The organism is Mycolicibacterium vaccae NBRC 14118 = CIP 105934 (assembly GCF_001552715.1).
Classification (GTDB): domain Bacteria; phylum Actinomycetota; class Actinomycetes; order Mycobacteriales; family Mycobacteriaceae; genus Mycobacterium; species Mycobacterium vaccae.
This window is the reverse complement of sequence record NZ_BCRS01000122.1, coordinates 1-19,540: the sequence shown is the minus strand read 5'-3', so window position 1 is coordinate 19,540 and position 19,540 is coordinate 1. Positions and strand designations below refer to the sequence as shown.

Genomic DNA, 19,540 nt, shown 5'->3' with positions numbered 1-19,540 from the left:
ACCTGCCCGCGGCGGCGCAGCGCTGGGCCGCCGAGATCGCCGCCGGTCCCACCGCCGCGTTCGCCGGTGCCAAAGCCAACATCCTTGACGCGCAGCGGTTGTCGCTCGCCGAGGCGTTGTTGCCCGAAAGCGCGCGGATGGTGCGCAGCGCCCTCACCCAGGAACACCGCGACGCGGTCCGGGCGTGGCTGGCGAGCGCGTCGAACAAAGTCGGTGCGCGCTCATGAGCACGCGCCGTCCCGAGATCCCGGCCGACCTGCGGCAGTGGATCGCGGAGATGACCGGGACCGACGTGGTCGAGGTCAGACAGGTCCCCGGCGGCGCGAGCAGGCAGGCGTGGTTCGTCGACGCCGGTACCGGCGCGCGGTCCCGTGCCCTGTTCCTGCGCTATGACCCGAGGGAAGCCGACCCCGGCAGTGCTTTTCACCCATTGCAGGTCGAGGCCGAGATCATGGCCGAGCTGCACCGCCACGGCGTGACCGTGCCCCAGGTGATCGCGGCACATCCCACCCTGCAGGCCGTGCTGCTGGAACGGGTCGGCGGCGACACCTGGTTCCGGCTGATCCAGGATCCCGACGAACAGGTGCGGACCGCCCGCGACTTCATCGGCAAACTGGCTGCGCTGCACCGGATCGACGCGCAACACCTGACGATCCCGAGCCTCGGCCCCGCGGGCCCGGTCGCCGGGCACGTCCGCGCGGAGATCGCCGCGATGCGGGCACGACTGAGCAGGTACGGGAAACCCGCACCGCTGCTGGCGTTCTGCATCGACTGGCTGGACCGGCACGTCCCCGACTACGACGGGCCGACCGTGATGGTGCAGGGGGACACCGGCCCCGGCAACTTCATGTACTCCGGCGGGGTGGTGACCGCCGTCGTCGACTGGGAGCTGGCCCATTTCGGCGATCCGATGGACGACATCGCGTGGCTGTCGCTGCGTACGGTGCAGGACACCTTCACCGACTTTCCGGCGCGGCTGGCCGAGTACGAGCAGCTGTCCGGTCACCGGATCGACGACGACCGGGTCTGGTACTACCGGCTGTTCGCCGAGACCCGGCTGGCCTCGATCAGCCCGGGCAGCATCGACACCCGCGCGTCCGTGCCGCCTGCGTCACCCGATGCGGGCAACAGCCTGATCTACGGCATGCTGCACCGCCGCCTGCTGGTGGAGGCGCTGGCACATGTCGTCGGCATCCCCGAGGTCGACGTCGAGCTTCCCCCCGAAGGGGACGCCGACGCCCCCTCGGAGCACTCCTCGGTGTACGAGGCCGCCGCCTCGGCCATGTCCGGCGCCGCGGCCAGGTCGACCGATGCGCTGGCTTTGCGCTACGTCAAAGGTGCTGCGCGACTGGTGAAGTACCTCGCCGAGGTCGACCGCATCGGTGCGGTGGTCGATGCTCAGGAGACCGCCGAGCTGACCGCCGTCCTGGGCTGGGCGCCGCGGTCGGTGTCCCAAGGGCGCGCGGCCCTGGCCGAGCTGGCCGGCCGCGGCGACCTCACCGACCGCGACTACGTCACCCAGCTGTGGCGCGGGATCAAACACGACGACTACCTGACCCGCACCGCCTCGGGCGCGCTGGCCCGGCGGACATGGCCGCCGCTGAGGCATCCCGTCCCACCCCCTTCCGTCGAGCAAGGAGACCGAGACCGATGGGTATCGCCATCACCGAAGACCACCGTGAGCTAGCCGGCGTCGTCCGTTCCTTCCTGCAGGCGCGCAACGCCCGCAGCGCCGCCCGCGAGCTCCTGGATGCCGAGGCCGAGGCGAGACCGGCCTTCTGGGCCGAGCTGGCCGGCCTGGGCTGGCTGGGTCTGCACATTCCCGAGGAGTACGGCGGCGCGGGCGCCGGCCTGCCCGAACTGGTGGTGGTGGCCGAGGAGTTCGGCCGGGCCGTCGCGCCGGGGCCGTTCGTCCCGACGGTGGTCGGCTCGGCCGTGATCTCGGTGGCGGGCAACGGCGAACAGCGCACCCGCTGGTTGCCGTCGCTGGTCGACGGCTCCGTGACCGCGGGGTTCGGTGTCGCGTCCGGCGTCACGGCCGAGGGCGACCGGTTCTCCGGTGAGGCCGGGGTCGTGTTCGGCGCCGGGCTGGCCGACCTGTTGATCCTGACCGTCGGTGAGGACGTCGTCGTCGTCGACGCGACCGCCGACGGTGTCACCGTCGACGTACCCGCCAACCTCGACCCCACCCGGCGCTCCGGCCGGGTCACCCTGACCGACGTCGCGCTGACCTCCGGCTGCGTGCTTCCGGGGGCCGCCGCAGCCGCCATCGCGCTGGCGCGCACCATCGCCGCGGCCGAAGCTGTCGGCGGCGCGCACGACTGCGTCGACGCCGCGGTCGGCTACGCGAAGGTCCGTGAGCAATTCGGCCGCACCATCGGCACGTTCCAGGCGGTCAAGCACCACCTGGCCAACATGCTGGTCGCCGCCGAGCAGGCCACCGCCACCGTCTGGGATGCGGCCAGGGCGGCCGAATCCGGCGAGCAGGCCTTCACGCTCATGGCCGCCGCCGCCGCGACGCTGGCGTTCCCGGCATACGTGCACAACGCAGAGCTCAACATCCAGGTGCACGGCGGCATCGGGTTCACCTGGGAGCACGACGCGCACCTGCACCTGCGGCGGTCGGTGACGATGCGCGGACTGGTCGGTGGCCGGGATGCGCCCGCCGACGTGTACACCCTGACAGCCAAGGGCGTGGTCCGGGAGAACTCGATCGATCTGCCGCCCGCGGCCGAACAACTGCGTGCCGACCTCCGCGCCGAACTCGCGTCCTGGTCGGAACTGGACGACAAGCAGTTGCGGCGGCGGATGATCGAGACGGGCTATGTGATGGCCCACTGGCCGAAGCCGTGGGGCCGTGCCGCCGACGCGGTGGAACAGTTGGTCATCGAGCAGGAATTCGCCGGAGCCGGCGTGCAGCGGCCCGAATACGGCATCACCGGGTGGGTGATCCTGACGCTCATCCAGCACGGCACGCAGGACCAGATCGAACGCTTCGTCAACCCCGCACTGCGACACGACCAGGTGTGGTGCCAGCTGTTCTCCGAGCCCGGCGCCGGATCGGACGCAGCGGCGGTGAGCACCAAGGCGATCCGCACCGACGGCGGCTGGCTCGTCACCGGACAGAAGGTGTGGACCAGTAACGCCCAGCACTGCCAGTTGGGCCTGGCGACGGTGCGCACCGATCCGTCGGCAGCCAAGCACGCCGGTATCACCACCGTGATCATCGACATGTCCGCGCCCGGGGTGGAGGTGCGCCCGCTGCGGCAGATCACCGGCGGCTCGGAGTTCAACGAGGTGTTCTTCAACGAGGTGTTCGTCCCCGACCGCGACGTCGTCGGGCAACCGAACGACGGCTGGACGGTGGCGCGCGCGACGCTCGGCAACGAACGGGTGAGCATCGGCGGCGGAGCGGCCGGGGCGCACGGTGCTGCCGGCACGATCATCGATCTGACCCAGCGCTTCGGCGACCGAGTCGCCGGTGCGGCCGAGCGGGCGGGGCGCTTCCTCGCCGAAGATCATGCGCTGCGGTTGCTCAATCTGCGGCGCGCCGCCCGCAGCGTCGCCGGTGCCGAGCCGGGCCCGGAAGGCAACGTGACCAAGCTGCTGATCGCCGAGCACGTGGTCGCACGGGCGGGACTGTCCGCCGAACTCTTCGGGGCCGACGTCGCGCTGCTGTCCCGGCCGGCGAAGGTGGCCGGCCTGCTGGTGCTGGGGTCGCGCGGAATGACGATCGCCGGGGGCACCTCGGAGGTCACCCGCAATCAGATCGCCGAACGGATCCTCGGGTTACCCCGGGACCCGCTGATCAAGTGACGGTATCGGCCGGGGCGAAGACCGGGACGAAGACGGATCCGGTTGCCTGGTCGTGCCGCTCGAAGCGGACCCGCAGCGGCATGCCCGAAACCAGTGCCGCCGGGTCGCATTCGACGATGTTGGTGACCAGTCGCAGGCCCGGCTGTTCGGCGAGCTGGACTACTGCGATCACGAAAGGTGTTGGGACGGCAGGATGGAACTGCTGGTGAGCGACGGTGTAGGTGAACAGCGTGGCGTCACCGGAGACCGCGACGAACTCCAGCGCACCCGCGCAGTCCGGGCACCCCGGCCGGGGCGGATGGATGTAACGCCCGCAGGCGCGGCAGTGGGCGATGCGGAGCCGCCCGTCGGCGCCCCCGGTCCAGAACGGTCGGGACGCGTCGTCGACCGGGGGCAGGATCCTCGGGGGCTTCGCCGAAACGGGTGAGACAGGCACCGTCAAAGAGTACACTGATTAAACTCTATCGGACCGTGAAAGGGATGGATGGCCGTACCACGCGGGGCCGCTCCGGTGATCTCGGGCGCTGGGATCTCCCACGTAGGCCGGCGCACCGGGATCTCGGCGGCAGACCTGACCGTGCAGGCCTCGGCGGCGGCCATCGCCGACGCCGGACTGACCGCCGCCGACATCGACGGCGTCCTCACCCTCGGTGACACCACAGCCGCCGAAGCTGCTGCGCTCCTGGGCATTCCGGATCCGGGCCGGTTCGGTGAACCGCTCGGACCCGCCGGCCTGCTGGAACCGGTGGCACAGGCCTGCGCGGCCGTCGCCGGGGGCCGCGCCCGCCACATGCTGGTCTACCGCACCGTGCAGATGATGGGAGGCACGGTGGAGGCCGGCCCGGGTGCCCGAAAGTCTGCCAAAGAGCCCGGGCCGTTCGACCATCTGCTTGCCGCCCACGCCTATTCGGCAGCCAACTGGCTGGCCATGCACTGCCGCAGGCACATGGACGTGTACGGCACCACCAAGGAGCAGTTGGGCTGGGTGGCGATCAACGCCCGGCGCAACGCAGGCCGGAACCCGCTGGCGGTCTACCGCGACCCGATCACGATGGACGACTACCTGAACTCCAGGCCCATCTCCTCGCCGTTCGGACTCCTGGACTGCGACGTGCCGGTGGACGGGTCGATCGCGTTCGTGGTGTCGACGCCGGAGCATCGGGCCGACAGCCCCTTCGGGGCGGTCACCGTCGAGGCCACCGGAGGAGCGGCCGGCACCGGCGGATGGTACGAACGCCCGGACTACCCGAACATGGCCGCCACCGACGCCGCCGCCGATATGTGGTCGAAGACCACGCTGGCACCCGGGGACGTCGACCTGGCCGAACTCTACGACGGGTTCAGCTACCTGACCCTGGCCTGGCTCGAGGCGCTCGGTTTCTGCGCCGAGGGTGAGGCCGGTCCCTTCGTCGACGGCGGGACGCGGATCGCGCCGGACGGAGCGCTGCCGCTGAACACTTACGGGGGCCAGCTCTCGGCCGGCCGGATGCACGGGTACTGGGTGCTGTACGAGGCCGTGGCCCAGTTGCGCGGGCGCGCGGGACCCACCGCGCTGCCGAAACGGCCGGAGGTCGCCGTGGTGTCCGCCGGCGGCGGACCGATCGCGGGATGCGTGCTGCTGACATGCTGACCGACGAGATCGTGGCCGCAGCCCGCCGGAACCCGGGCGCCGTGCTCGAAGTGCACAGCGACGTCAATCCCGCGCAGACCACACTGGGCGAGCTGTTCGACGAAAGCTGCCGGCTGGCAGCAGGACTCACCGCGCTGGGCGTCCGGGCCGGTGACGTCGTCGCGGTGCAGCTGCCGAACTGGCGTGAATGCTTCGCCGCGCACGCCGCGGTCTGGCTCGCCGGGGCGGTGGTCCTGCCGATCGTGCCCATCTACGGACCCGCCGAGGTCCGCTTCATCGCACGCCGGTCCGGGGCCCGTGCTCTCATCCTCGCCCGTGCCACACGCACGCGGGACGCCGCCAGCACGCTGGCGGCGCTGACCGACCTGCCCGGCCTCGACCACCGCATCGTCGTCGGCGATCCGTTGCCGGGCACCATCTCCTACGCGGAGCTGGCCGACTGTGCTGTCACCGGCTTCGTGCCGGTATCCGGGGCGGACGCGCAGGACCGGTGCCTGCTGGTGTACACCTCAGGCACCACCGCGGAACCCAAGGGTGTCCAGCACACCCACGCGAGCCTGCTCGGCGAGATCACTGCGATGGACGAGATGCGTTCCACCGCAGACGACCGCATCACACTTTCGGTGTTCCCGCCCGGGCACATCGCCGGCACCCTCGGTATCCTGCGGATGCTGTCGCGGGCGAATACGACCGTCGCGATGGACACCTGGAACCCCGAGACGGCGGCCCGGCTGATCCAGCGGCACTCCGTCAACACCTCCGGCGGCGCGCCGATCCATCTGGCCGGCATTCTGGACATCGCCGAGCGCGACCGGCTCGACCTGTCCAGCGTCCGGGAATACACCACCGGCGCAGCGGGGGTCGCCGGAATGCTGATCCGCCGCGCAGCGCAGTCCGGTGTCGGCGCCTACCGCTGCTACGGATCGAGCGAACACCCGACCGTCAGCTCGGGACGGCCGGAGGATCCGCTGGACAAACGCGCGGACACCGACGGCCGGATCTGCCCGGGAACCGAGATCAGGATCGTCGACGACGCGGGCCGCGACGTCCTGCCGGGCAGGGCCGGTGAGATCCTCACCCGCGGACCCGAACTGTTCTGCGGATACACCGACACCGAGCACACCCGCGCCGGCATGGCCGACGGCTGGTTCCGCACCGGCGACGTCGGACGTCTCGACGCGGACGGCTACCTCACCATCACCGACCGCAAGAAGGACATCATCGTCCGCGGCGGCGAGAACATCTCGTCGAAGGAGGTCGAGGACGTCCTGGCCGGCCATCCGGCCGTCGCCGAGGCGGCCGCGGTCGGGGCCGCAGACGACGTCTACGGCGAACGGGTGTGCGCGTTCGTGGTGGTCAACTCCGGGCATCGGTTCGGGGTCGGCGACGCCGCAGCGCATTTCGCCGAGTGCGGGCTCGCGCGCCAGAAGACCCCCGAGCGCATCGTCGTCGTACCGCAACTCCCACGAACACCCAGCGGCAAGGTGCAGAAGCACCTGCTCAGGGCGCGACTGTCATCGATCACCGACTGAAGGGCACGGACATGGGCAGGGTTGAAGGAAAGGTCGTACTCGTCACCGGCGGTGCCCGCGGACAGGGGCGCAGACACGCGGTGCGGCTGGCCGAGGAGGGCGCCGACATCATCCTGTTCGACATCTGCCACGACATCGACCACAACGTGTACCCGCTGTCCACCGAGCAGGATCTCGAGGAAGCCTGCCGGGAGGTCGAGAAGTCCGGCCGGCGGGTGGTTTCCGCGGCGGTCGACGTCCGCGACCGCGCGGCGCTGGAGACCGCCCTGGCCGCGGCGGTCGCCGAACTGGGCAAGCTCGACGTCGTCGTCGCCAACGCCGGGATCTGCCCGCTGGGCGACCAGCCGATCGGGGCGTTCGCCGACGCGTTCGACGTCGACTTCGTCGGTGTGGTCAACACCGTCCACAGCGCGCTGCAGTACCTCACGGCCGGGGCGTCCGTCGTGACGGTCGGATCGGTGGCGGGCCTGCTGGCCGAAAAGGCCGGTGCCGGTTCGGCGATGGGACCCCAGGGAGCCGGCGGCGCCGGATACAACCTCGCCAAACAGTTCATCGACCGCTACACCATGGCGCTCGCGGGGCAACTGGCCCCGCTGTCCATCCGCGCCAACGTGGTGCACCCCACCAACGTCAACACCCCGATGCTGCACCACGAGTCGATGTACAAGATGTTCCGGCCGGACCTGGAACACCCCGGCCTCGACGATGCGCTGCTGACGTTCCCCATGATGCAGGGCATGCCGATCCCGTACGTCGAACCGGAGGACATCTCGCATGCCGTCACCTACCTGGCCTCCGACGAATCCCGTTACGTCACCGGGGTACAGCTCAAGGTGGATGCCGGTGCGAGCCTGAAGTTCTGAACCCGATGAGATGGGGAATGCCCTGGCCGGGAACGCAACTCGCGCAGCGGTGCGAGGAGGCCGGCGCGGCGGCGTTCTGCGCCGGGGAGTTCGCCGACGCCAGCGCCTACGTGAGCGCCGCGGAGATGGCGCACGGTACGGCGCGGGCCCGGATCGGCCCCGGGATCGCCTACGCGTTCGCCAGGTCCCCGTTTGTCCACGCCGCCGCGGCGCGGCACCTCGACAAGATCGCGCCGGGCCGCGTCTTCCTCGGACTGGGGGCCGGCACCGCGCGGATGAACCGCGACTGGTTCGGTGTCGACTCGACCCACCCGGCGCGGCGCATGACCGAACTCGTCGCGTGCATCCGGGCTTTTCTCGCCGCCGAGAACGACGAGAAGGTCAGCTTCGACGGCGAGTTCTACTCGATCGACGCACATGTCAGGGCACCGGTGCTGGGGCCCATCGACGTCCCGATCCTGTTGGGGGCGTTCAACAAGCACATGATCCGGGCCGCGGGCAGCGTCGCCGACGGGATACTGGGCCACGGCCTGTTCACCGACCGCTGGTGGGACGAGGTGGTGGACCCGCAGCTGATCCTCGGGGCGCAGCGAACCGGCCGCGACCCCGCCGGGCTGCTCCGCTGGGGGTGGGTCATCACCGCCGTCGACGACGAGAACCCTGCCCGCGCAATCCAGGACGCCAAACGCCAGATCGCGTTCTACCTGACCGTGCGGACCTACGACGCGCTGGTCGAACTGCACGGCTGGCAGGACGAGGTCGCCGCGATCCGCACCGACTTCGGTGCCGGCCACCTGCGTGACCTCGGCGACCACGTCAGCGACGAGATGCTGTATGCGATGGCCGTCTGCGGGGACACCGCGCAGGCCCGCGAGATGCTGTCGGCGCGCAGGCGTCTACCCGACCTCGGATTCGCGTCCCCGCCAGGATTTCTGGTGAGCCCGCGACGCCGCGGCTTCTACGGCGGGCAGATCGCCGGACTGTTCGGACAGATTGGAGCTGTGCTGTGACCGCAGATCAGACCACCAGACCGGAATCGGAGAACTTCGACCGGCTCTGGACCGGCGCCAAGGACTCGCCGCCGATCATCTGGCTGGCCCGCCTCGGCGCGGTGTTCGTGGTGTTCCAGGCCTACGTGTACCTGCGCTGGATCTTCTCCGACGCCTTCACGCCGTCGCCGAACGGGCCCGACGAGATCCCCGGCTCCACGATGGCCTGGATCCGGTTCTGGGAGATCGGCTGCCTGGTCCTGGGAGTCGGCCTGTTCTGGTTCATCATCGCCAAGATGCGCCGTGAGCGGCAGTTCCCCACGCTGGGCGTGTTCGTCTTCGCCTGGCTGCTGGCCGCCTGGCAGGACGTCGGCGTCAACGCCGTGCGGCCGGTGTTCGGGTACAACGGCGGCTTCTTCAACATGGGTACCTGGGGGGAGTTCATCCCCGGCTGGGTGGAGAAGGGCCCCGAGAACCCGCAGCCGATCATCTACTTCCTGGCCAGCTACATCGTGCTCACCCCGCTGGCGATCATGGGCATCGACAAGCTGATCGAGACGGTCCGCAAGAGGTTCCCGCGGATCAACAAGGCCGGCGTCATCGTGTTCATGATCGCGCTGTTCTCCGTGCTGTGCATCGTGCTCGAACAGTTCTTCCACCGGATCGGCGCGTGGCACTACCTGCGGGTCAACGGGGACTGGGCGATCTTCGGTGGCACCATGCACCAATTCCCGCTCTACGAAGGGATTTTCTTCGGCGGCGTGGTCACCGTGCTGTCCATCGGCATCTACTGCTTCCGGGACAACAACGGAATGATGATCACCGACAAGGGGATCGAGCAGATCCGCCACACCCGGTGGCTGCCGGTGGTGCGCATCCTGGCGCTGACCGCGGTGTTCAACCTGATCATGATGGTGTTCATGCTGGGCTTCAACTTCGTCAACCAGCACGCCGACGTCCAGCCGGCCGAGGACGTGCCCAGCTACGTGCACCACGGGATGTGCGGGATCGACCCCAATCCGCCCTGCCCGCCGCCGGCCTGACCGTGCAGATCCGTCAGTGGGCCGGCACGGAGCGGCCGGCGCTGATCATGCACCCGTCCGGAGACCGAATCACATTCGGCGAGCTCGAATCCCGGGCGAACCGCATCGCCCACCACTTCCGCGCCGCGGGTCTGTGCGAAGGGGACGTGGTCGCGGTGCTGATGGAGAACAACGAACATCTGCTCGCGATCCTGTGGGGCGCGCGGCGAGCCGGGCTCTACTACGCGACGATCAACACCCACGTGACGCCGGAGGAGGCCGCCTACATCGTCGACGACTGCGGCGCCAAGGCCGTCGTCGGTTCGGCTGTGCTGCAGGGGCTCTGCGCCGCGTTGGGGTCGCACCTACCGGGCGGACTGCCCCGGCTACGGCTGATCGCCGACGCCGACCTCGACGGGTGGGCGCGCTACCCGGAGTGTGTGGCCGGCTGCCCCGACACCCCGCTGCCCGACGAGCAGGAGGGCGACCTACTGCAGTACTCGTCGGGAACCACAGGCAAGCCCAAGGGAATTCGCCGGCCCCTGCCGCACTGCTCGCCGAGCGAGGCGAAAGTGATGCTTGCGCCGCTGCTCGGCGCCATCGGCCTCGACGAGCAGTCCGTGTATCTGACCCCGGCGCCGTTGTATCACACCGCTCCGTCGTTCTGGTCGATGTCGGCGCAGGCGCTGGGCGCCACCGTGGTGCTGATGGACAGGTTCACTCCCGAGGGTGCGCTGGCGGCGATCCAGACCCACGGTGTCACCCACGGGCAGTTCGTACCGACCATGTTCGTGCGGATGCTGAAGCTGCCCAACGCCTCCCGCGCAGGCTACGACGTGTCCACGCTGCGTCGGGTGGTGCACGCCGCGGCGCCGTGTCCGCGTGAGATCAAGCGGCAGATGATCCAGTGGTGGGGCCCGATCGTCGACGAGTTCTACGGCTCCTCCGAGGGTGTCGGCGTGTCGTTCATCCGCGCCGAGGAATGGCTGACCCACCCCGGCTCGGTGGGCCGTCCGCTGGTCGGAGTCGCGCACATCGTCGGCGACGACGGTCGCGAACAGCCGCCCGGAATCCCCGGCGACGTCTACTTCGAAGGCGCGGGCACGTTCTCGTACCTCAACGACGAGGCCAAGACCGCGGCGGCGCACAACGACCGCGGATGGGTCAGCGTCGGGGACATCGGATACCTCGATGACGACGGTTACCTGTACCTGACCGACCGCAGACACCACATGATCATCTCCGGCGGCGTCAACATCTACCCGCAGGAGGCCGAGGATCTGTTGATCAGCCATCCGCGTGTCCTGGACGCGGCGGTGTTCGGCATTCCCGATGACGCCATGGGGCAGTCGGTGACTGCCGTGGTGCAGACGGTCGATCCGGCCGACGCCACCGACGCCGTCGCCGCCGAACTGATCGACTGGCTGCGCGCGCGGCTGGCCCACTACAAATGCCCCCGATCGCTGTCGTTCACCGCCGAACTGCCGCGCACCGCGGTCGGCAAGCTCGACAAGCGGGATCTGGTGCGGCGTCACACCGCCGGCCGGCACTGAAAGCCGCAGGTCAACCTGTGAATTCCCTGTCAAGCGTCGATTGACAGCCGATGCTTTGACGGACTAGATGTATGACACGCGGTACGCGATGTGTCACGCACGCGGCATCGGGGTGGGCATGTCGGCGGCCTGATCGGGGGCGAGGGAATGGCAGCTGCCGGGCGGTCCCGGATCGCCAGGATCATCCGTCTGCTCGCGGTCCCGGTCGTGCTCGGCTGGGTGCTGCTGACGGTCCTCAGCAGTGTCGCGGTGCCGTCGCTGGAAGAGGTCGGGGAAGCCCACACCGTGGGGCTGAGCGCCCACGACGCGCCGTCGATGGTGTCGATGAAGCGGATCGGAGCCGACTTCGACGAGTTCGACTCCGACAGCAGCGCGATGATCGTGCTGGAAGGTGAGCAGCCGCTCGGCGGCGCTGCGCACCGCTACTACGACGAACTGATCCGCGCGCTCGAAGCCGACACCGAGCACGTCCAGCACGTCGCCGACTTCTGGGGCGATCCGCTCACCGCCTCCGGCGCACAGAGCACCGACGGCAAAGCCGCCTATGTGCAGGTGTACCTGCAGGGCAACCAGGGCGAGCCGCGGGCCAACGAATCCGTCGCGGCGGTGCGGGAAATCGTGGACTCGACGCCCGCGCCGCAGGGATTGAAGGCGTTCGTGACCGGCGGAGCGCCGCTGGTCGCCGACCAGCACAGCGCGGGGGACAAGAGCATCTTCCGCGTCACACTGATCACCATCGGCGTGATCGCCGCGATGCTGCTGCTGGTCTACCGCTCGATCGCCACCGTGGTGCTGATCCTGCTGATGGTGTTCATCGAACTCGGCGCCGCCCGCGGTGTGGTGGCCGCGCTGGCGCACTTCGAGTTCATCGGCCTGTCGACGTTCGCGGTGAACCTGCTGACCCTGATGGTGATCGCCGCCGGAACCGATTATGCGATCTTCACCGTCGGCCGCTATCAGGAAGCCCGGGGCGCGGGAGACGAGCCGGAGACGGCGTACTACACGATGTTCGGCGGCACGGCGCATGTCGTGCTGGGCTCGGGGCTGACGATCGCCGGCGCGATGCTGTGCCTGAGCTTCACCAGGCTCCCGTACTTCCAGACGATGGGTGTGCCGTGCGCGGTGGGCACGCTGGTCGCGGTGCTGGCGGCGCTGACCCTCGGCCCGGCGGTCATCGCGATCGGCAGCCGCTTCGGACTGTTCGAACCCAAGCGGGCCATCAGTTCCCGCGGCTGGCGTCGCATCGGCACCTCGGTGGTGCGCTGGCCCGGACCGGTGCTGGCCGCGACGCTGGCGTTGGCGCTCATCGGTCTGGTCGCCCTGCCGGGCTACAAGACGAACTACGACGCCAGGGACTACCTCCCCGAGGACGTCCCGGCCAACGTCGGATACGCCGTCGCCGACCGGCATTTCGGCTCCGCGCGGATGAACCCGGAACTGCTGATGGTCGAAAGCGACCACGATCTGCGCAACCCGGCGGACTTCCTCGTCATCGACAAGATCGCCAAGGCGATCTTCCGGGTGCCCGGTGTCTCGCGGGTGCAGACGATGACCCGCCCTGACGGCAAGCCGATCAAGCACACCACTATCCCGTTCCAGATGAGCATGCAGGGCACCACGCAGCGGCTCAACGAGAAGTACATGCAGGACCGGATGGCCGACATGCTGGTGCAGGCCGACGAACTGCAGACGACCATCGACACGATGACGAAGATGTCGGCGCTGATGCAGCAGATGTCGGAGACCACCCATCAGTTGGTGCAGAAGACGAAGGCGACCGCGATCGACATCGCCGAGATCCGGGACAACCTCGCCGATTTCGACGATTTCTTCCGGCCGGTCCGCAACTACTTCTACTGGGAGCCGCACTGCTATGACATCCCGGTCTGCTGGGCGCTGCGTTCGGTGTTCGACACCCTCGACGGCATCAACCCGCTGACCGACGACATCCAGGAGCTGGTACCCGAGCTCGAGCGGCTCGATTCGCTGTTGCCGCAATTGGTCGCGTTGCTGCCGAGTCAGATCGAGACGATGAAGACCATGCAGGCGATGATGCTGACGATGCGTCAGAGCCAGAAGGGCATGCAGGACCAGACGGCCGCGCAGCAGGACGACGCGAACGCGATGGGCGACGCGTTCGACGACTCGATGAACGACGACACGTTCTATCTGCCGCCGGAGGCGTTCGACAACGCCGACTTCAAGCGCGGCATGGAGAACTTCCTGTCCCCGGACGGCAAGTCGGTGCGCTTCATCATCAGTCACGAGGGTGACCCGGCCACGATCGAGGGCATCTCGCGCGTGGTGCCGATCAAGACCGCGGCCAAGGAAGCGATCAAGGGCACCCCGCTGGAAGGGTCGATGGTCTACCTGGCCGGCACCGCCGCCACCTACAAGGACATGCGCGACGGTGCCTTCTACGACCTGATGATCGCCGGGATCGCCGCTGTCACTTTGATTTTCGCCATCATGCTGATCATCACCCGCAGCATCGTCGCGGCGGCGACGATCGTCGGCACCGTGCTGGTGTCACTGGGGGCGTCGTTCGGGCTGTCGGTACTGGTGTGGCAGCACATCCTCGGCCTCGAACTGCACTGGATGGTGCTCCCGATGTCGGTGATCCTGCTGCTGGCGGTCGGGTCGGACTACAACCTGCTGCTCGTGTCGCGGTTCAAGGAGGAACTGGCCGGCGGGTTGAAGACCGGGATCATCCGCGCCATGGCAGCCACCGGGTCGGTGGTGACGTCGGCCGGTCTGGTGTTCGCGTTCACGATGGCGTCGTTCGCCTTCAGTGACCTGCTGGTGATGGCGCAGGTGGGTACGACCATCGCGCTCGGTCTGCTGTTCGACACGCTGATCGTGCGGTCGTTCATGACGCCGGCCGTGGCGGCGCTGCTCGGGCGGTGGTTCTGGTGGCCGCAGCGGGTGCGCAGTCATGCCTCGCAGCGCCGGTTGGCCCGGATCAGGAGCTGACGCGGCGCGCGAGCTCGCCGATCACGGTCGACTCGAGTTTGGCGAGCAACTCCTCGGGGTTCTCGAAGACGTCCTTCGCGCCTGCCTCGCGAAGTTCGCCGCGGGACACGCCGCCGCTCAACACCGCGAGGGACCGCACGCCGGCACGTCGGGCGGCTTCGCAGTCCCACACCGCGTCGCCGAGGAACACGGCGTCGTCGGCATTGACACCGGCCCGCTGCAGCGCGACCTGCACGATGTCGGGCTTCGGTTTGGCGGTGTCCACGTCTTCGGACGACGTCACCGCCGCCACCACCTCGTCACAGTCGAGAACCTCACGCAGCAGGCGCAATTCGTCCTCGGGTGCCGAGGTGGCCAACACGACCTGCAACCCCAGCTCCGCGACCCGGCGCAGGAGGTCGCGGGCACCCGGCAGCGGAGTGAGCAGGCCGGCCGTCTCCCGGTAGAACTCGCTGTGGCGAGCCTTGAGGCTGTCCAGCACGTCCTGGCTCACCTCGCCGGCCAGAGTCCGCATCAACGTGGTGCCGTCCATGCCGATGCACCGGTGGATGCGCCAGCCCTCGACGGGGATGTCCTCGGCGTCGAACGCCCGCAACCAGGCGCTCACATGCAGATAGACCGAATCCACCAGCGTTCCGTCGATGTCGAAAAGGACGGCGGGCGGGGCTGTTTCGCTACCGGTTCGGGCACGGTCACTCATGGGTCGAGGCATTACCCCGAGTGTCCCGGCTCAAACTCCGGGCTACTCGGCGCCGTCGTCCGCCGGTTTCGCGGAGGTCGGCTCGTCGGCCGCGACCCCGGTCCCGGTCTCGGCACTGTCGGACGGGGACACGGATTCCGCGGTCTCCCCGCCGTCGGGGACCGAGGCCGGCGCCACCGGATCGGCGGGGTCACCGGCGTCCTCGACGTCGCCAAAGTCCCCAAAGTCCCCGAAGTCCCCGAAGTCCCCGGAGTTCCCGGAATCAGATGGGGACCCGTCCGGTTCCTCGTCGGGAGTGTTCCCGCCGGCGGGAGCCGGGTCGTCGTCCGGCGCGGACACGGGCGGGGACGGTGCGGTGGTCGGCTTCGCGGTGGCGGCGGGTACGTCGGGCAGCCGCACCGACGGGGCGCCCATGTTCGGGATGTCGGTGGCCTCCGCGCCGGCGCCGGTCGGTGCGGAGATGGTGTCACCGATCCGCTGCAGCGAGTCGACCAGATGGGCGACCGGGCCGGTGAGCTCGCCGGCGACAGGCGTGGTGGCCTGCGGGCTCAGCAGGCCGACCCGGGTATCGCCGATACCGTCGATGCGCCCGTTGAGGAAACCGTCGACGAGCCGCGCCGGGATATTGGTCAGGGCGGAGAATGCGCCGACAGGGTCGAGTCTGAGCAGCGCTTCGACGACGTCGAGCACCGCGGAACTGGTGGCGAGAACGCCGCCGCTGACCGGCAGCGCAAGCCGGACGATCAGACTGGCGGCGGTGCGGAACGGCTCGCCGGATCCGGCGACCCGGACCAGGTTGACCACGGGAACGGTGACGGATCGGGCCACCGCACCGGCGATCGCGGCCGGGTCACCGCTGCGGACCGCGGCGACGACATCGGCGAACGCCGCCCGCTGGTTGTCCGCGACCGCCGTGACGATCGGGAAGGGCGCGGCCAGGTACTCGCCGAAGCGGTCACCGGCGTTGTCCAGCGAACGCATCAGCATCTGGGGGTAGTACTCCAGCGGGTTGGGCGCGGTGGTGACATCGACCGCGGAATTGGCGATCCGGACGTCGCCGGCCGCGGGTCCCGGGTCGACGGGGACGAGAGCGATCAAGCCCACGCCGACGACGGCGACCCCGGTCGTCACCCACGGGCGAATCGAACTCGCCATCGCGCACCCCCAGCTGTCGATCGCCGGGGAGCCGCGGCCGGGCAGCTGTCACTGGCGATCGGTCCCTAAAACTAACTCACCGCAGGTCACCACGTAAGTGTTGACGGCATGTCGTCACAGTCGGCCCGGCGTGTCGTCACAACAACCGGCGCGGCGGGCTAGGTCGGCGCCGGTTGGGTAATCTTCGCCAATGACTGCCGAGGCGATCAGGGGGATCAGGTGAGCGGGGGCTTGTTCGCGCTGCTCGACGACGTGGCCGCGTTGGCAAGGCTGGCCGCGGCTTCGGTCGACGACATCGGCGCGGCCGCCGGGCGCGCCACGGCCAAGGCCGCAGGCGTGGTCATCGACGACACCGCGGTCACCCCGCAGTACGTGCACGGCATCGCCGCCGAGCGCGAACTGCCGATCATCAAACGCATCGCGTTGGGATCGCTGCGCAACAAGATCGTCTTCATCCTGCCCGCTGCGCTGCTGCTCAGCCAGTTCGTGCCGTGGATGTTGACACCCATCCTGATGCTGGGCGCCACCTACCTGTGTTTCGAGGGCGCCGAGAAGGTCTGGGGCATGATCCGCGGCCACGACACGCACGGTGCGCCCGCTGCCGCCTCGGGGGCCGACGCCGAGAAGTTCATGGTCACCGGCGCGATCCGCACCGACTTCATCCTGTCGGCCGAGATCATGGTCATCGCGCTCAACGAGGTGGCCGACCAGCCGTTCGTGCCGCGACTGCTCATCCTGCTGGTGGTGGCCGTGGTGATCACCGTCGCGGTGTACGGCGTCGTCGCCGGGATCGTGAAGATGGACGATGTGGGCCTGAGCCTGACGGGACGTTCGTCGGCGATCGCGCAGAAGGTCGGCCGTGGCCTGGTCGCCGGAATGCCCAAGCTGCTGTCGGCGCTGTCGGTGATCGGCACGGTGGCGATGCTGTGGGTGGGCGGGCACATCCTGCTGGTGGGTACCGACGAACTGGGCTGGCACGCGCCCTACGGGGTGGTCCATCACGCCGAGGAGTACGTGCACCACGTCGGCGGTGTCGGCGGGGTGCTGGCCTGGCTGGTCAACACCGGCGCCTCGGCGGTGATCGGCCTTGTGGTCGGTGCGTTGGTCGTGGCCGTCGTGCACGTGTTGCCGTTCCGGCGCAAGGCCGAGCACTGACGGTTCAGTCGCCGGCGGCGAATCGGCTGTCGAAAGCGGCCCGCCGGATTGCGAGCATGGCCTGACGTTGCGCGGCGGTGACGTGTGTCGTGGTCGGTGGCAGTACCGCCGCGAGGTCCGGAAGCCGCACGAGGCGAGCGGTCACCGTGGGGGTCACTGACGAGGCCAGGTCCAGGTCCTGGAATCGCAACGACAGCGTGCCCTTGTTCAGGCCGCCGGTGGACACCCAGTTGTGCACCCCGGGGTCGGTCGGCGCGATCACGAACGTGTAGGAGCCGTCCGGGTTCTGGAGCGCCTGCGCGTTGTTCAGGCTCGTCTGGTCGTCGCGGTAGTCGTCGGTGATCGTCCACAGATTGGTGACCGGGACGGTGAAGTAGCGCGCGTTGCCCGGGGTGACCGTGGCGACCAGCGCCTCGTCGTCGCCGAGGTGGAAGTAGCCGGCGCTCTGGAGTTGGGTGGCCAGGAACTCGGCATTGCGGGACGGGTTCTTGAGCACGTTGGGCGCCAGCCGTTCGCCGGTCTCCGGGTCGGTGGTGGCGACCTTGATGTACTTCGACTCCATGCCCAGCCCGAGCGCCATGATCACCGCGGTGAACGCCCCGCGCAGGATCCGCGGTGGCTCCTTCATGGGCGGGATCAACGAGACCAGCGCCGTCAGCAGCGGGCTCCTGGTCACCATCGGCCCGAGCCCGGGGATCGCGAAACCCCCCAACTGACTGAACAGGCTGTCGCGCGGGCCTGACAGGCGTTCGATGGTCAGGCTCATCGGCGGCTGGGTCGTCCAGTCCGACAACGTGTTCCGCACCGCGATCAGCGTGGTGTCCGCGGTCAGGCGCAGGTGGTTGCGCTGCCCGGGCGCCGCGGGGGAGCCGCTGACGGTGATGGTGAACGAGCCGTCGGGTGCGACGTCGAGCTGGCGGCCGCTGAGATTGTCCGCGGTGATGCCGGACAGGCCGGTCAGCACGCTGAAGTTGGTGTCCGCCGGAGGTGCGCCGGTGAACTGTCCCCTGATCACGTAGGTGGAGGTCATGTTCACCCCGGTGAAGCGGTACACCGTGTCGGGGTTGTCGTAGAGGATGCGCGATCCCTGCACGTCCTGGCCGAACCACGTGTGCGGTGGTGCGACCTGGGCGACGACGGTCGGCCTCATCGGGTTGAGCAGTTGCTGCTGGAACGCCGCACCCATCGCGTACTCATCGACAGAGCGGCCGAGTTGGGCGAGGTTCTCCCGGTCGGGCCCCCCGATGCCGCCGTACTCGCGCTGCGCGGTGGCCAGCCACCCGGCGCCCAGGACGAACTTCATCAGCCGCACCGGCCAGGTCTGCACGGTCTCGGCGGCGATCCGTTCCGCTTCGAGTTGCTGCGCGGTGGCCAGCGGACTGGTGGCGGGGACGTGCGGCGATGCCGGGGCCGGGTCGGGGGTCGGCTCGGGGCGGGCAGATCCGGCGAGTGTCCACGCCGCTGCGGAGTCGGGACTGCGGGGTTCGTCGGTGACGTCCGCCTCGCCCGTTCCGGTTCCGGCGTCGCTTTCGGATTCAGGCTCGGGGGATGTGACGGTGACGGTGGTGCGGGCCGCGCGACGTACGGGCTCGTCGCCCTCATTCGTGTCTGCGTCGTCGATGTCGGCATCGGCATCGGCTTCTGGGTCGGGGTCGGCGTCCCGGGGCGGCTGCTCGGCCGCGTCGTCCTGATCGTCGGTGTCGCCGCCTTTGGTGTCGCCGCCTTTGGTGTCGCCGCGATCGTTCGGCCCCGGATCACTCTCCGCCGCTGCACTGGACGGCGATTCCGCGCCTGCGGTGCCGTCGTCCGCCGCGGCGACGGCGGCGCCGTTCGCGATCGCCAACCCGATGCCCAGTGCGACTGCTAGCGAACCGGCCCGGCCGATGACCGGCCCGTGGCGCGACAACGTGGTGGACACCGCTTCTGCCGACCGCTCCGTTGCTGTCACGAGCGCGTCCTTTCGTGGGACCGTGCCCGTACGGTAGCGCCGCCGCCCCGGTCATCCTGCCGAAATCGCATTCCGTGAGCGCTTTTCGCGGCATTTCGCGCCATGGGTGCAATCTCGGCGACGGGTTTCTGCCAGCGGCGCGTCCAATTCCTGCCAACCGAAATTATTGCCCTGACCTGCTGGTTCCAGCAATCAGAAGCAGAG

Annotated in this window: 14 protein-coding genes and 1 pseudogene; 11 read left to right on the top strand and 4 right to left on the bottom strand. The window is 69.2% G+C overall.

Annotated elements, in window-relative coordinates:
* The 3 genes and pseudogenes from MVA01S_RS21020 to MVA01S_RS21010 all read left to right on the top strand — a co-directional run.
* Positions 1-227, top strand: a pseudogene (locus MVA01S_RS21020) (enoyl-CoA hydratase/isomerase family protein); the annotation flags it as partial.
* Positions 224-1,687: a phosphotransferase family protein gene (locus tag MVA01S_RS21015; protein ID WP_003928894.1), complete on the top strand. Its 1,464-nt coding sequence runs from the start codon at positions 224-226 to the stop codon at positions 1,685-1,687. The pseudogene MVA01S_RS21020 and the gene MVA01S_RS21015, both read left to right, overlap by 4 nt.
* The gene (locus tag MVA01S_RS21010; RefSeq protein ID WP_003928893.1) at positions 1,651-3,816 is read left to right on the top strand and encodes an acyl-CoA dehydrogenase family protein; all 2,166 of its coding nucleotides are present in this window, start codon (positions 1,651-1,653) and stop codon (positions 3,814-3,816) included. The genes MVA01S_RS21015 and MVA01S_RS21010 overlap by 37 nt, the downstream gene beginning before the upstream one ends.
* Here the strand turns inward: MVA01S_RS21010 and MVA01S_RS21005 are convergent.
* Positions 3,809-4,252: a Zn-ribbon domain-containing OB-fold protein gene (locus tag MVA01S_RS21005; RefSeq protein WP_040540120.1), complete on the bottom strand. Its 444-nt coding sequence runs from the start codon at positions 4,250-4,252 to the stop codon at positions 3,809-3,811. The two genes, MVA01S_RS21010 and MVA01S_RS21005, sit on opposite strands and share 8 nt — an antisense overlap.
* 48 nt (positions 4,253-4,300) lie before the next feature.
* Here MVA01S_RS21005 and MVA01S_RS21000 point away from each other — a divergent pair, with 48 nt between their 5' ends.
* From MVA01S_RS21000 to MVA01S_RS20970, 7 genes are all read left to right on the top strand, one after another.
* Positions 4,301-5,446, top strand: coding sequence for a thiolase family protein (locus MVA01S_RS21000; RefSeq protein WP_003928891.1), 1,146 nt, complete (start codon positions 4,301-4,303; stop codon positions 5,444-5,446).
* Positions 5,425-6,978: a class I adenylate-forming enzyme family protein gene (locus tag MVA01S_RS20995; RefSeq protein WP_237024358.1), complete on the top strand. Its 1,554-nt coding sequence runs from the start codon at positions 5,425-5,427 to the stop codon at positions 6,976-6,978. Before MVA01S_RS21000 ends, MVA01S_RS20995 begins: the two co-directional genes overlap by 22 nt.
* A gap of 11 nt (positions 6,979-6,989) precedes the next feature.
* Entirely contained in the window at positions 6,990-7,841 is an 852-nt protein-coding gene (locus MVA01S_RS20990) for a mycofactocin-coupled SDR family oxidoreductase (protein ID WP_003928889.1), read from the top strand.
* Positions 7,842-7,846: 5 nt separating this feature from the next.
* Complete coding sequence (locus MVA01S_RS20985) at positions 7,847-8,851, top strand: LLM class flavin-dependent oxidoreductase (RefSeq protein WP_040540117.1); 1,005 nt, start codon at positions 7,847-7,849, stop codon at positions 8,849-8,851.
* Positions 8,848-9,873: a spirocyclase AveC family protein gene (locus tag MVA01S_RS20980; protein ID WP_003928887.1), complete on the top strand. Its 1,026-nt coding sequence runs from the start codon at positions 8,848-8,850 to the stop codon at positions 9,871-9,873. Before MVA01S_RS20985 ends, MVA01S_RS20980 begins: the two co-directional genes overlap by 4 nt.
* A 2-nt stretch (positions 9,874-9,875) precedes the next feature.
* Positions 9,876-11,405, top strand: a complete 1,530-nt coding sequence (gene fadD4 / locus MVA01S_RS20975; protein WP_003928886.1) for a fatty-acid--CoA ligase FadD4 — start codon at positions 9,876-9,878, stop codon at positions 11,403-11,405.
* A 147-nt stretch (positions 11,406-11,552) separates the two neighbouring features.
* Positions 11,553-14,378: an MMPL/RND family transporter gene (locus MVA01S_RS20970; RefSeq protein WP_003928885.1), complete on the top strand. Its 2,826-nt coding sequence runs from the start codon at positions 11,553-11,555 to the stop codon at positions 14,376-14,378.
* Here MVA01S_RS20970 and MVA01S_RS20965 read toward each other — a convergent pair.
* Both MVA01S_RS20965 and MVA01S_RS20960 read right to left on the bottom strand, forming a co-directional pair.
* Positions 14,368-15,078: an HAD family hydrolase gene (locus MVA01S_RS20965; RefSeq protein WP_003928884.1), complete on the bottom strand. Its 711-nt coding sequence runs from the start codon at positions 15,076-15,078 to the stop codon at positions 14,368-14,370. The genes MVA01S_RS20970 and MVA01S_RS20965 overlap by 11 nt on opposite strands.
* A gap of 42 nt (positions 15,079-15,120) precedes the next feature.
* Positions 15,121-16,233, bottom strand: a complete 1,113-nt coding sequence (locus tag MVA01S_RS20960) for an ICP22 family protein (protein ID WP_003928883.1) — start codon at positions 16,231-16,233, stop codon at positions 15,121-15,123.
* Positions 16,234-16,452: 219 nt separating this feature from the next.
* On the opposite strand from MVA01S_RS20960, the gene MVA01S_RS20955 reads away from it, so the two are divergent.
* On the top strand, positions 16,453-17,388 hold the full coding sequence (locus MVA01S_RS20955; RefSeq protein ID WP_003928882.1) for a DUF808 domain-containing protein: 936 nt from the start codon (positions 16,453-16,455) through the stop codon (positions 17,386-17,388).
* Between the two features lie 4 nt (positions 17,389-17,392).
* On the opposite strand, the gene MVA01S_RS20950 is transcribed toward MVA01S_RS20955, so the two are convergent.
* Positions 17,393-19,336, bottom strand: coding sequence for a DUF1214 domain-containing protein (locus MVA01S_RS20950; protein ID WP_237024359.1), 1,944 nt, complete (start codon positions 19,334-19,336; stop codon positions 17,393-17,395).
* Between the last annotated feature and the right edge of the window lie 204 nt (positions 19,337-19,540).